Below are 13,335 nucleotides of genomic sequence, written 5' to 3' on the forward strand. Positions count from 1 at the left end.
ACCGTGTCCGGGCTGGCCTTCACCGTCCTTGCGGTGCTGCTGGTCGGCCCGGTCCCGGCCCTGCTGGCGCGAGCGAAGTGGCCGTTGCGTGCCCCGCGCGCAGCAATGGTGCTCTGGCAGGCCGTCGCCGTGGCCGCGGTGCTCTCAGCGTTCAGCGCCGGGATAGCGATCGCCAGCCGGCTGTTTGTCCCCGGCCAGGACGGGCGGCCAACCGCCACCCCTGTTGCTGACATCGGCCGACTCGGCTGGCCGCTGTGGACCCTGGATGTCGCGGTTTTCGCGCTCACGGTGCTGATCGGTGCCCGGCTGGCCATGGCCGTGATCCGGGTGGCCATCGTCACGCGCCGGCGGCGGGCCCATCACCGCATGCTCGTCGACCTGCTCGGTGTGGCGCCCGATGCGGTCTCCGCGACGCAGGCCTGCGCCCGGGGGTGTGACCTGCGCGTCCTGGAAGTAGCGCAGCCACTGGCCTACTGTCTGCCCGGCGTCCGCAGCCGAGTGGTGGTCAGCGAGGGCACGCTGGACTCTCTCACCGAGACCGAGATTGCCGCGATCCTGGGCCACGAGCGTGCCCATCTGCGCGCCCGTCACGATCTCGTCCTTGAGGCGTTCACCGCTGCACACGCCGCATTTCCCCGGTTCGTCCGCAGCGCAAGCGCTTTGGACGCGGTGCAGCTGCTGGTCGAACTGCTGGCCGACGATGCCGCAGTCCGCGTGGCCGGCCGCGCTCCCCTGGCCCGCGCCCTGGTGACCTGTGCGTCGGGTCGGACGCCCTTGGGTGCGTTGGGGGCCGGTGGTGCCCACACGCTGCTGCGGGTGCGCCGGCTTTCCGGCAGTGGCAACAGCCTGATGTTGTCGACGGCCGCCTACCTTGCCGCGGCGGCGATACTGGTGGTGCCGACCGTCGCGCTGGCCATCCCGTGGCTTACTGAACTGCAACGGTTGTTCACCGCCGCCTAACCTGGGGCTGCGGCAACCCCGGTGCATTGGCGATACTTTGGATACCCAAAGTCACGACCCTGAGAGGCGAATACATGAGCTCGTCGGAATCGAACAGTACTGCCGGCACTGCGCAAATCGGAGTCACCGGCTTGGCTGTGATGGGGTCGAACCTCGCCCGCAATTTCGCCCACCGCGGCTACACCGTGGCGTTGCACAACCGGTCCGTCGCCAAGACCGATGCACTACTCAAAGAGCACGGTGACGAGGGCAAGTTCGTCCGGTCGGAGACCATCGAAGAATTCCTCGAAGCGCTGGAGAAGCCGCGTCGGGTGCTGATCATGGTCAAGGCCGGTGATCCGACCGACGCGGTCATCGAGCAGCTTGCCGACGCCATGGAGCAAGGCGACATCATCATCGACGGCGGCAACGCGCTCTACACCGACACCATCCGCCGTGAGAAGGCAATGCGCGAGCGTGGTCTGCACTTCGTCGGCGCCGGCATCTCCGGCGGCGAGGAGGGTGCGCTGAACGGACCGTCGATCATGCCGGGCGGCCCCGCCGAGTCGTACAAATCGTTGGGCCCGCTGCTCGAGGAGATCTCCGCGCACGTCGACGGCGTGCCGTGCGGCACCCACATCGGTCCCGACGGATCCGGACACTTCGTCAAGATGGTGCACAACGGCATCGAGTACTCCGACATGCAGCTGATCGGCGAGGCCTATCAGCTGCTGCGCGACGGGCTCGGCAAGACCGCCGACGAGATCGCCGACGTGTTCGCCGAGTGGAACAAGGGCGACCTGGACAGCTACCTGATCGAGATCACCGCGGAGGTGCTGCGGCAAAAAGACGCCAAGACCGGCAAGCCGCTGGTCGACGTCATCCTCGACGAAGCCGAGCAAAAGGGCACCGGCCGTTGGACGGTGAAGTCGGCGCTGGATCTCGGGGTGCCGGTGACGGGTATCGCCGAGGCGGTGTTCGCCCGCGCGCTGTCGGGATCGGTGACCCAGCGTAAGGCCACGACCGGCCTGGCGTCCGGTCACCTGGGCGAAAAGCCAAGCGATGCAAAGCAATTCATCGAAGATGTCCGTCAGGCTCTCTACGCGTCGAAGATCATCGCCTACGCCCAGGGCTTCAACCAGATCCAGGCCGGCAGCGTCGAGTACAACTGGGGCATTACGCCCGGCGACCTGGCCACCATCTGGCGGGGTGGCTGCATCATCCGGGCGAAATTCCTCAACCGCATCAAGGAGGCGTTCGACGACGACCCCGACTTGCCGACCCTGATCGTCGCGCCGTATTTCCGCAGCGCAATCGAGGCCGCCATCGACAGCTGGCGTCGCGTCGTGGTGGCCGCCACCCAACTAGGCATCCCGATCCCGGGCTTCTCCTCGGCACTGTCCTACTACGACGCGCTGCGTACCGAGCGGCTACCGGCCGCGCTGACTCAGGGCCTGCGGGACTTTTTCGGCGCACACACCTACGGGCGCATCGACGAGGACCCGAGCAAGAAGTTCCACACATTATGGAGTGGGGATCGCGCTGAAGTGCCGGCCTAGCAGGGCCACATAAGGGGTACACCGACACCGATGAGGTTTCTGGACGGGCACCGTCCCGCATACGACCTGACCTACGACGACGTGTTCATCGTGCCGAACCGTTCGGACGTGGCGTCACGTTTCGACGTCGATTTGGCCACCCACGACGGCTCCGGGACCACCATCCCGGTGGTGGTGGCCAACATGACCGCCGTCGCGGGGCGGCGGATGGCCGAGACAGTGGCCCGCCGCGGCGGACTTGTGGTGTTGCCGCAAGATCTACCGATCACCGCGGTGCAGCGCACGGTGGACTTCGTCAAAAGCCGTGACCTGATTGTCGATACCCCGGTGATACTGGCGCCCGACGATTCGGTGTCAGATGCGCTCGCGCTGATTCACAAGCGCGCACATGGCGCCGCGGTGGTGGCCCTTGAGGGCCGTCCGATCGGGCTGGTCACCGAATCGTGCTGCGACGGTGTGGACCGTTTCGCGCGAGTGCGGGACATCGCGATCACCGACTTCGTCAACGCCCCGGTGGGCACCGACCCGCGAGAGGTATTCGACCTACTCGAGCAGGCCCCCGTCGACGTCGCGGTGCTGACCGGCCCGGACGGCACGCTGGCCGGCGTGCTGACCCGCACCGGGGCGATCCGCGCGGGTATCTACACCCCGGCCACCGACTCCGCGGGCCGGCTGCGCATCGGCGCCGCGGTCGGCATCAACGGTGGCGTGGCCGCCAAAGCGCAGGCGTTGACCGAGGCCGGCGTCGACCTGGTTGTCGTTGACACCGCACATGGTCACCAGGTGAAGGCGCTGGATGCGATCAAGTCGATTTCGTCGCTGGACCTGGGTGTGCCGCTGGCCGCAGGCAACGTGGTGTCGGCGGAAGGCACCCGCGACCTGATCGGCGCCGGAGCGTCCATCGTCAAGGTCGGTGTGGGCCCGGGCGCGATGTGCACCACCCGGATGATGACCGGTGTCGGCCGGCCCCAGTTCTCCGCCGTACTCGAATGCGCCTCGGCGGCAAGGCAACTCGGCGCACATGTGTGGGCCGACGGCGGGGTCCGCCACCCGCGGGACGTGGCATTGGCGTTGGCGGCCGGCGCGTCCAACGTCATGATTGGATCGTGGTTCGCCGGCACCTACGAATCCCCCGGCGACATGATGCGTGACCGCGAGGACCAGCCGTACAAAGAGAGTTACGGGATGGCGTCCAAACGCGCCGTGGTTGCCCGCACCGGAGCCGACAGCGCCTTCGATCGTGCCCGCAAAGCGTTGTTCGAGGAAGGCATCTCGACTTCGCGGATGGGCTTGGACCCGAACCGCGGCGGTGTCGAGGACCTGATCGACCACATCACGTCCGGCGTGCGCAGCACGTGCACCTATATCGGTGCTTCGACGCTCGCCGAGCTGCATCAGCGCGCGGTGGTCGGCGTGCAATCCGCAGCGGGCTTCGCTGAAGGCCATCCGCTGCCGTTCGGCTGGTAGCTGCAGACCGGTTGGGGACGTGTGGTCGCTCCAGCCAGGGCCAGCGCCGGTTACGCCTTCGTTACCATAGGAACCTCACGTAGTCATTGGATAACTCGAGGGAAAGGGTCTCCGTGCCGCAGGCACCCGGCGAGGCCGGTGGCTTCCGGGCCGAGCGGTCATCGCGGCGCGCACGGTCGCACCCGCATCAGCGGCGGCGTCGATGAACCTCGTCGTCACCCTGCTCAGCCTGCTGGCGATCGTGCTGCTCACTGCGGGCAACGCGCTGTTCACCGCCGCCGAGTTCTCATTGACCACCCTCGAGCGCAGCACTGTCGAGGCCAACGCGCGTGTTGGTGGTCGTCGTGACCGCTACGTGCGCCGCGCCCACCACACGCTGTCTTTCCAGCTGTCCGGCGCGCAGCTTGGCATCTCGATCACCACGCTGGTCACCGGATATCTCACCGAGCCGTTGGTGGCGGAGCTGCCGCACCCGGCCATGGATGCGCTCGGCGTGCCCGACCGGGTCGCCGACGCCGTTATCGCGTCCGTTGCCTTGGTGGTCGTCACATCGCTGTCCATGGTTTTCGGCGAACTGGTGCCCAAGAATCTCGCCGTGGCCCGGCCATTGCCGACCGCCCGGGTCGTCGCCGGCCCGCAGCTGCTGTTCTCCTTCGTGATGACCTTCGCGATCCGGCTGACAAACGGTGCGGCGAACCGAATCCTGCGCAAGCTAGGCATCGAGCCTGCGCAGGAGCTGCGGTCGGCCCGCTCACCCCAGGAACTGGTTTCGCTGGTACGCACGTCTGCTCGCAGCGGCTCGCTGGACCCCGCCACCGCGGCGTTACTACGTCGATCACTGCAGTTCGGCACGCTCACCGCCGAGGAGCTGATGACGCCACGGTCGAAAATCGTTGCGCTGCAAACGGATAACACGATCGCGGACCTGGTCGCAACAGCCAGCGACAGCGGCTTCTCCCGGTTCCCGATCGTCGATGGGGACCTTGACGAGACCGTCGGCATCGTGCACGTCAAACAAGTCTTCGAAGTGCCGCCTGCCGAGCGGGAGCACACGCTGGTGACCGCCGTCGCGCAGCCGGTCGCGGTGGTGCCCTCCACGCTGGACGGCGACGCGCTAATGGGAGAGATCCGCGCCAACGGCCTGCAGACCGCCATGGTCGTCGACGAGTACGGCGGTACCGCGGGCATGGTGACCGTCGAGGATTTGATCGAAGAGATCGTCGGCGATGTCCGCGACGAACACGACGACGCCACACCGGATGTGATCGCATCCGGCAACGGTTGGCGGGTATCAGGTCTATTGCGCATCGACGAGGTGGCGACCGCCACCGGTTATCACGCGCCGGAGGGTGAATACGAGACGATCGGCGGGTTGGTGCTCCAACAGCTCGGCCGCATCCCGGTGAGCGGGGACACGGTGCAGCTGAGCGGATATGAACCCGACGGTATACCGGAAAGCTCGGCCTGCTGGCAGGCCGAGGTGATCCGGATGGATGGCCGCCGTATCGACCTGCTCGAGCTGACCCAACTGGATGGTCGCGGTGAGTCCAGCACGGGGCGGGTTCCCTGATGGGCGACCTGCTGGGAGTACTGGCGACCATTCTGTTGGTGGCCACCAACGCGTTTTTCGTGGCAGCGGAATTCTCGCTGATCTCGGCGCGTCGAGACCGGCTGGAAGCCTTGGCCGAGCAGGGCCGATCAAGCGCGGTCACCGTGATTCGGGCGGGAGAACAGCTGCCGCTGATGTTCGCGGGGGCTCAGCTGGGTATCACGGTGTCGTCGATCCTGCTCGGCCGGCTCGGTGAGCCCGCGGTCGCCGACCTGCTGAGACGGCCGTTCGATTTCGTCGGCGTCTCACCGGCACTGCTGAACACCGTGTCATTCGCGATTGCACTGGCGATTGTGGTGACGCTGCATCTGCTGCTCGGCGAGATGGTCCCGAAGAACATCGCCATGGCCGGTCCGGAAAGGACGGCGATGCTGCTGATCCCGGCCTACCTGATGTATGTGCGGACTGTCCGGCCGATCATCGGGTTCTACAACCGCTGCACCAACGGCACCCTGCGGGTGCTGCGGGTGCGGCCCCGCGACGAGCTCGACGTCACAGTCTCCACCGTCGAGCTCAGCGAGATGATCGCCGAATCGGTGTCGGAGGGTCTGCTCGATCCCGAGGAGCACACCAGACTCACTCGGGCATTGCAGATTCGGAACCGGATGGTCGCCGACGTGGCCGTGCCGGTTACCGACATCCGTGCGGTACCGGTGGCCGCCCCGGGCTCCGGGCCGACGGTCGAAGCGGTGGAAAAGGCGCTGGCCGCAACCGGCTACTCCAGATTCCCGGTCGTCGACGCCGACCGCCGGTTCATCGGATACCTGCACATCAAAGACGTGCTGCCGCTTGGTGATAACCCCCACGCCGTGGTCGACCTGGCGCGGGTCCGGCCGCTGCCGCAAATTCCCGAATCGCTGTCGGTTCCCGAGGCGCTGTCGCGGATGCGTCGCAGCAAGAGCCATCTGGCGCTGGTCACCGGCCAGGACGGGACAGTTGTCGCGATGGTGGCGCTGGAAGATCTGGTCCGGGATTTGGTCGGCGTCGTACGCGATGGGATGCAGCGTGCCTGAGGCCGCCCGGCGACGATGCGGGCCGGAATGGCCCGAGGTGGGGGCACCTCCCGCTGGCGGGGGCGAGCCGGGCAATCGAGCCCCAGCCTGCATCCGGCTGGAGCCTGAGCGGTGGACGGCGCGCGCCGACGAGTACGCCGAACGCGCCGAGGCGTTCGTCGCCCCGCACCTCAAGCGTGCCCGGGCCGGCGAGCCACATCCGGTGTGGGACTTCCTGTTCAGCTACTACAGCCTGCGGCCGGGGCAGCTGCGCTGCTGGCACCCGGGCTACGGGGTGCTGCTCGCAGGCGACGAAGCGATCCGTCGCTACCATGCCCGCCGCGGTTACACCGCTGATGAAACCGGTGTCACGGTCAGCCAGACCTATCTGCGCAGCCGGCTGGACACCATCTGCTTTGTGGCCCGCTTGCTGCGGGCGACCGCGCGGCGCCGGGCTCGGCTGAACTGCTTCGGGCTGCACGAATGGGCGATGGTGTACCGCGACGGCGCCGTTCGCCACGAGCGTGTCCCGCTGCGGTTGGGCGCCGCCGGCACCGACGCCGTTGTCGAAAGCGAGGTTGCCGGGCCGCTGCGGTGCAGCCACTTCGACGCGTTCCGCTTCTTCAGCACCGACGCGGCGCCACGAAACGCCGGCTCGCCCAGCCGCGCCACCCAACAGGACTGGGAGCAGCCCGGTTGCCTGCACGCCAACATGGACCTGTACAAATGGTCGTACAAGTTGAGCCCGCTGATCGAATCCGAGGTACTGCTCGACTGCCTGGACCTGACGGCGGCGGCACGTGAAGTCGACATGCGAGCAAGCCCGTACGACCTGCGGGGCTACGGGTACACACCGATCGCCGTTGAGCAGGCTGCCGGCCGCGCCGAGTACGTGCGTTGCCAGAAGGCCATCGCGTCACGTGCGGCGCAGCTACGGGCAGCGCTGCTCGCCCGGTGTGACCTGCTACTGCAGCGCGCCGGGGCGGGTAGTCGGGCTACTGGCCGGTAGGCTGGACGCAACTTTGTTCAGGTCAAAGCGGAGGAGAATGATGACAGACCGCGTGCCGGTTGGGAACCTGCGCGTCGCTCGGGTGCTGTATGACTTCATCAACACCGAGGCTTTGCCCGGCACCGACATCGACCCCGACAGCTTTTGGGCGGGCGTCGACAAGGTCATCACCGACCTGCAGCCACAAAACCAGGATCTGCTGGCGCGCCGTGACCAGTTGCAGGCGCAGATCGACAAGTGGCACCGGCATCACGTCATCGAGCCGATAGACCCCGAGACGTACCGCCAGTTCCTTACCGAGATCGGCTATCTGTTACCGGAACCCGCCGATTTCACCATCACCACAGCGGGTGTCGACGACGAGATCACCAAGACCGCCGGCCCCCAGCTGGTGGTGCCGGTGCTCAACGCGCGGTTCGCCCTGAACGCCGCCAACGCCCGCTGGGGTTCCCTCTACGACGCTCTGTACGGCACGGACGTCATTCCGGAAAGCGACGGTGCCGAGAAGGGCCACGGCTACAACAAGGTCCGCGGCGACAAGGTGATCGCCTATGCGCGCAAGTTCCTCGACGATGCGGTACCGCTGTCGTCCGGCTCGTGGGCCGACGCCACCGGTTTCACCGTCAAGGACGGCCGACTGCTGGTCAGCCTGGAAGGTGACGAACTGTCCCGCGGGCTGGCCAACCCCGGCCAGTTCGTCGGCTACACCGGAGAGCTCGGCTCCCCCGACTGGTCTGTGCTGTTGGTCAACCACGGCCTGCACATCGAGATCCTGATCGACCCCGAGTCGCCGATCGGCAAGACCGACGCCGCCGGGATCAAGGACGTGATTCTGGAATCTGCCATCACTACGATCATGGACTTCGAGGACTCGGTGGCCGCTGTGGATGCCGACGACAAGGTGCTCGGCTACCGCAACTGGCTCGGGCTGAACAAGGGTGACCTGGTCGAGGACGTCAGCAAAGACGGCAAGACGTTCATTCGGGTGCTCAACCAGGACCGCACCTACAAAACACCCGACGGCGGCGAGCTGACCCTGCCCGGTCGCAGCCTGTTGTTCGTCCGCAACGTTGGCCATTTGATGACCAACGACGCCATCCTGGTGGACGGAGGCGACGGCGAGGAAAAAGAGGTGTTCGAAGGCATCATGGATGCCCTGTTCACCGGCGTTACCGCGATTCACGGGCTGAAAACCGGTGAAGCGAATGGTCCCTTGGCGAATAGCCGCACAGGTTCCATCTACATCGTCAAACCCAAGATGCACGGACCCGACGAGGTCGCGTTCACCTGCGAGCTGTTCAGCCGGGTCGAAGACGTTCTCGGCCTGCCGCAGGGCACCTTGAAGGTCGGCATCATGGACGAGGAACGCCGCACCACTGTCAACCTCAAGGCGTGCATCAAAGCCGCCGCCGACCGGGTGGTGTTCATCAACACCGGCTTCCTAGACCGCACCGGCGACGAGATCCACACCTCGATGGAGGCCGGCCCAATGATCCGCAAGGGTGCGATGAAGAGCACCACGTGGATCAAGGCCTACGAGGAAGCCAACGTCGACACCGGTCTGGCCGCCGGCTTCAAGGGCAAGGCACAGATCGGCAAGGGTATGTGGGCGATGACCGAACTGATGGCCGACATGGTCGAACAGAAGATCGGCCAGCCCAAGGCGGGCGCCACCACCGCCTGGGTGCCCTCGCCGACTGCGGCCACCCTGCACGCGATGCACTACCACTACGTGGACGTGGCCGCGGTACAGGCCGAGCTCGAGGGCAAGAAGCGGACCACCATCGACGAGCTGCTGACCATTCCGTTGGCCAAGGAACTCGCTTGGGCTCCCGAGGAGATCCGCGAGGAGGTCGACAACAACTGCCAGTCCATCCTGGGCTACGTCGTCCGCTGGATCGACGCGGGCGTCGGCTGCTCGAAGGTGCCCGACATCCACGACGTGGCTTTGATGGAAGACCGTGCCACCCTACGGATCTCGAGCCAGTTGCTGGCCAATTGGCTGCGCCACGGGGTGATCACCGAAGAGGATGTGCGGGCCAGCCTGGAGCGGATGGCTCCGATGGTGGACCAGCAGAACGCCGGCGACTCGGCATACCTGCCGATGGCGCCCAACTTCGACGACAGCATCGCCTTCCTCGCTGCCCAGGAGTTGATCCTGAATGGAACCCAGCAGCCCAACGGCTACACCGAGCCGATCCTGCATCGGCGCCGTCGTGAATTTAAGGCTCGCGCGAGTGATTGATGTCGGCTCGGGGCGCATTGACAATCCCAATGGCTAGACGCTGTCGGGGGCACGCCCCCAAAGGGAGGTACCCCCACCCGCTTGCGGGGGAGTACTTCTGGCGCGCGGGAGAGCATCGGCATGGGTAGGCACAGAGCTCCGGATCCGGACGAGCCCACCAGCGGCGAACCGTCGGACGACTATTCCGAGCCGCACGATTTCAGCGACATTGGTCGCTATCGGGAGTCCATAGACTTCCCGTCCGCGCCACCCCCGGACACCGGTGGCATCCTCGGTCCGCGCTATCCCGATCACCCAACTGGCGATTATCCGGACGAGTTCCCAAGCGATCCAGGCTATTTCGACTACACCGATCCCTCCGATCGCGACGAGCACCGCGAGGAGGATCGGCGCACCGCCGATCTTGACACGCCGGATGACTTCCCGGACTTCCCGCGACGCGGGCCGGAGCCGCCCGCCCCACCGCCACCGCCGCCGTCCGGCGGCCATCGGGGCCTCAGCGACTGGCGAGGTGGTCACCGCAGCGACGGCGGGCGACGCGGCGTCAGCATCGGTGTGATCGCGGCGTTGGTCGCGGTCGTCGTGGTGGTGGCTGGGGTGATCGTGTGGCGATTCTTCGGCGACGCGTTGTCCAATCGCTCGCATAAGGCCGCCGCGTGCACGGGCAGCAAGGAGGCGGTCGCCGTCATTGCCGATCCGTCGATCGCCGAGCATGTGCAGCAGTTCGCGGAACGCTACAACGGGTCGGCTGGGCCGATCGGCGACCACTGCGTCGAGGTCGGTGTCAAATCCGCGGGCTCCGACGCCGTCGTCGATGGCTTCATCGGAAACTGGCCGGCAGAACTCGGCCAACGACCCGTGCTGTGGATCCCGGCCAGTTCTGTGTCGGCCGCGCGGCTGACCGCCGCCGCGGGCAAGGGAACCATCACCGAAAGCCGCTCGCTGGTCAGCTCGCCGGTGGTGCTCGCGGTGCGGCCCGAACTTCAACATGAGCTCGGCGCCCAGAAATGGGCGACGCTGCCCGACCTGCAGACCAAACCCGACGCCTTGGCCGGGTTGAAGCTGCCGAACTGGGGACCGCTACGGCTGGCGCTACCGCTCGGCGGCAACAGCGACGCCGCGTATCTGGCCGCCGAGGCAGTGGCGGCGGGCTCCGCGCCCCCCGGCGCACCGCCGACCGATGGCAGCGGCGCGGTGCACACACTGATGGCCGGTCAACCCAAGCTGGCCGACAACTCGTTGGCCGAGGCGATGAATGCGCTGCTGCGGCCCGGTGACCCGGCGACCGCGCCGGTGCACGCCGTGGTCACTACCGAACAGCAGGTCTTCCAGCGGGGCGAATCGTTGCCCGATGCCGCCAGCGCCCTGAGTACCTGGCTGCCACCGGGGCCAGCGGCGATCGCTGACTATCCGACTGTTCAGCTCAGCGGGTCGTGGCTGTCGCAGGATCAAGTGACAGCGGCGAACGCGTTCGCCCGGTTCATGCAGAAATCCGACCAACTCTCCGAACTGGCCAAAGCCGGTTTCCGGGTTGCCGGGGTCAAGCCGCCCAGCAGCGACGTCACCAGCTTCGCGGCGCTACCGTCAACGCTGTCGGTGGGTGACGACGCGATGCGCGCCACGCTGGCAAACACCGTGACCACACCGTCGAGCGGACCGGCGGCGATCATCATGCTCGAGCAGTCGATGACCACCGGCGAAGGCGGCAAGACCCGGCTGGGCAATGTCGTTGCTGCGCTGGACGACCGGATCAAGGCGCTGCCGCCCAACTCGGTGGTCGGGCTCTGGACGTTCGACGGCAAAGAAGGCCGAACGGAGGTGTCGGCCGGCCCGCTGGCCGATCCCGTCGACGGTCAACCCCGGTCGGCCGCGCTGACGGCCGCACTGGACAAGCAGCACGCGTCGTCCGATGGCGCAGTGTCTTTCACCACACTGCGGATCATCTATAAGGCCGCAGTGACCAATTACCAGCCCGGGCAATCGAATTCGGTGTTGGTGATTACGGCCGGACCACACACCGACCAGAGCCTGAGTAGCGGGGGCCTGCAGGATTTCATCAAGGACAGCGTCGACCCAGCCAAGCCGGTGGCGGTCAACGTGATCGACTTCGGTTCTGATTCCGACCGGGCGACCTGGGAAGCCGTCGCAAAATTGTCCGGTGGTAGCTACCAGAACCTGGCCACGTCGGCATCTCCCGAGCTGGCCACCGCGGTGACTAATTTCTTGAGCTGACCGGCTATTCGGTGAGCAGCCGCAACGCGGCCTCGGTATAGGCGTCCGGGTCTTCGATCTGGGGGTAGTGGCCCAACCCGGGAAGCTCGACGACGGGAGCGTCGGGACGTAATTCCCGTAACCCAGCCAGCACGTTGGTGGAGGCCACCGGATCTTGCAGGCCCCAGACGAATCCGAGCGGCTTGGGCCAATCGCGCACCGCGCCGTGCCAGCGGCGGGCATATCGCACGCGCTCGTCCAGGTAGACAGACAGCCGATGCGGGATTCGATGACCGCCGTTGTGGGTGACCAGCCCACTGGGCGGCCGCTTCCTCGGCAGACAGCGGACGCGCGGTGGTGAAGAGCCGGCCGACATCCTGAACGGCCTCCTCAACGGCGAGGACAACGTCAGCCTGCGGGACGGCATCATCACTATCCCGGCCTTCAACGGCCTCCTCGCCCCCGAGTCGTCGATGACCGTGTACATCAACCTGAGCGACCCGGTGAATGCCCTGGGGCTGGTTTGTGGAACCTCCTCGGCCTGGGCGACCTCAACGAATCCCTGACGACTGCGTTGACCAACGCTGGCCTGCTTACCGGGATCCTTGACACCCCCACCGTCATAGCCGCGTTGAACAATATTTCCCTAGGCACACTGCTGGGCAGTGACACCGACATCACCACCGTGTTGAACAACGACGCCCCGAACTTGGGTCAGCTGCTCACCGACCTTGGCATCTCCAACGACCCGTTGAACCTGGCCAGCCTGGGCGACCTAACCAACCTGACATTGAGCGACCTGCTCGGCGATCTCGGCGTGGGCGATCTAGCCAGCATCAGCGTGGACCCGTTCGGCGGCCTGATCACCGAGCTGGTGGACACCGTGCCGCAACAGATCCTCGCCGCGTTATAGGTCAGGCTGGGTCACACATAGGCCTCTGCCGGCGGGCAAGAGCACACCAGGTTGCGGTCGCCGTAGGCGCCATCGATGCGGCGCACCGGCGGCCACACCTTGGGCCGGAACGCCTTGCCGAGCGGATAAGCGGCGACTTCGCGGGTGTACGGGTGCTCCCACTTGTCCACCACCAGGCACTCGGCGGTATGTGGCGCGCCGCGCAGTGGGTTGTCGTCGACCGGCCACTCCCCCGCTCCGACCCGGTCGATCTCGGCGCGGATGGCGATCATGGCCTCGCAGAACGCGTCGATCTCGGCCAGGCTTTCGCTCTCGGTGGGCTCTACCATGAGCGTGCCGGCTACCGGGAAGCTCATGGTCGGAGCGTGGAAGCCGTAGTCCGCCAAGCGTT

General features: G+C 66.5%; 9 protein-coding genes and 2 pseudogenes. 9 read left to right on the forward strand and 2 right to left on the reverse strand.

Going from position 1 to position 13,335, the window contains the following annotated elements; all coding sequences use genetic code 11:
• Window positions 1–3 precede the first annotated feature (3 nt).
• The 8 genes from ACLQI9_RS26710 (at window position 4) to ACLQI9_RS26745 (ending at window position 12,052) form a co-directional block, all read left to right on the forward strand.
• Window positions 4–960 carry a M56 family metallopeptidase gene (locus ACLQI9_RS26710; RefSeq protein ID WP_442376976.1) on the forward strand — a complete coding sequence of 319 codons (957 nt, stop codon included), beginning with the start codon at window positions 4–6 and terminating at the stop codon, window positions 958–960.
• A 74-nt stretch (window positions 961–1,034) separates the two neighbouring features.
• A complete protein-coding gene (gene gndA / locus ACLQI9_RS26715; RefSeq protein ID WP_442376974.1) occupies window positions 1,035–2,498 on the forward strand; it encodes an NADP-dependent phosphogluconate dehydrogenase in 1,464 nt (487 codons plus the stop codon).
• Between the two features lie 30 nt (window positions 2,499–2,528).
• On the forward strand, window positions 2,529–3,965 hold the full coding sequence (locus ACLQI9_RS26720) for a GuaB1 family IMP dehydrogenase-related protein (protein WP_442376972.1): 1,437 nt from the start codon (window positions 2,529–2,531) through the stop codon (window positions 3,963–3,965).
• Between the two features lie 202 nt (window positions 3,966–4,167).
• Window positions 4,168–5,535 carry a hemolysin family protein gene (locus ACLQI9_RS26725; RefSeq protein ID WP_442376970.1) on the forward strand — a complete coding sequence of 456 codons (1,368 nt, stop codon included), beginning with the start codon at window positions 4,168–4,170 and terminating at the stop codon, window positions 5,533–5,535.
• Window positions 5,535–6,587 carry a hemolysin family protein gene (locus ACLQI9_RS26730; RefSeq protein ID WP_442376968.1) on the forward strand — a complete coding sequence of 351 codons (1,053 nt, stop codon included), beginning with the start codon at window positions 5,535–5,537 and terminating at the stop codon, window positions 6,585–6,587. The genes ACLQI9_RS26725 and ACLQI9_RS26730 overlap by 1 nt, the downstream gene beginning before the upstream one ends.
• Window positions 6,588–6,678: 91 nt before the next feature.
• A complete protein-coding gene (locus ACLQI9_RS26735; protein ID WP_442377019.1) occupies window positions 6,679–7,575 on the forward strand; it encodes a 3-methyladenine DNA glycosylase in 897 nt (298 codons plus the stop codon).
• A gap of 40 nt (window positions 7,576–7,615) precedes the next feature.
• Complete coding sequence (locus ACLQI9_RS26740) at window positions 7,616–9,820, forward strand: malate synthase G (protein ID WP_442376966.1); 2,205 nt, start codon at window positions 7,616–7,618, stop codon at window positions 9,818–9,820.
• A 120-nt stretch (window positions 9,821–9,940) separates the two neighbouring features.
• A complete protein-coding gene (locus tag ACLQI9_RS26745; protein ID WP_442376964.1) occupies window positions 9,941–12,052 on the forward strand; it encodes a hypothetical protein in 2,112 nt (703 codons plus the stop codon).
• Window positions 12,053–12,056: 4 nt separating this feature from the next.
• Here the strand turns inward: ACLQI9_RS26745 and ACLQI9_RS26750 are convergent.
• A pseudogene (locus ACLQI9_RS26750) lies at window positions 12,057–12,402 on the reverse strand (alpha/beta fold hydrolase); the annotation flags it as partial.
• A 203-nt stretch (window positions 12,403–12,605) separates the two neighbouring features.
• Between ACLQI9_RS26750 and ACLQI9_RS26755 the strand changes: the two are divergent.
• On the forward strand, window positions 12,606–12,944 hold the full coding sequence (locus ACLQI9_RS26755; RefSeq protein WP_442392407.1) for a hypothetical protein: 339 nt from the start codon (window positions 12,606–12,608) through the stop codon (window positions 12,942–12,944).
• A gap of 11 nt (window positions 12,945–12,955) precedes the next feature.
• Here the strand turns inward: ACLQI9_RS26755 and ACLQI9_RS26760 are convergent.
• Window positions 12,956–13,335: pseudogene (locus ACLQI9_RS26760) on the reverse strand (glycine dehydrogenase (aminomethyl-transferring)); the annotation flags it as partial.

The organism is Mycobacterium sp., from assembly GCF_052143115.1.
GTDB lineage: Bacteria > Actinomycetota > Actinomycetes > Mycobacteriales > Mycobacteriaceae > Mycobacterium.

Excerpts from the sequence above, each read along its gene's own strand:
- gndA (WP_442376974.1), top strand. The coding sequence starts at position 1,035 with ATGAGCTCGTCGGAATCGAACAGTACTGCCGGCACTGCGCAAATCGGA.
- ACLQI9_RS26720 (WP_442376972.1), top strand. The coding sequence starts at position 2,529 with ATGAGGTTTCTGGACGGGCACCGTCCCGCATACGACCTGACCTACGAC.
- ACLQI9_RS26725 (WP_442376970.1), top strand. The coding sequence starts at position 4,168 with ATGAACCTCGTCGTCACCCTGCTCAGCCTGCTGGCGATCGTGCTGCTC.
- ACLQI9_RS26730 (WP_442376968.1), top strand. The coding sequence starts at position 5,535 with ATGGGCGACCTGCTGGGAGTACTGGCGACCATTCTGTTGGTGGCCACC.
- ACLQI9_RS26740 (WP_442376966.1), top strand. The coding sequence starts at position 7,616 with ATGACAGACCGCGTGCCGGTTGGGAACCTGCGCGTCGCTCGGGTGCTG.
- ACLQI9_RS26745 (WP_442376964.1), top strand. The coding sequence starts at position 9,941 with ATGGGTAGGCACAGAGCTCCGGATCCGGACGAGCCCACCAGCGGCGAA.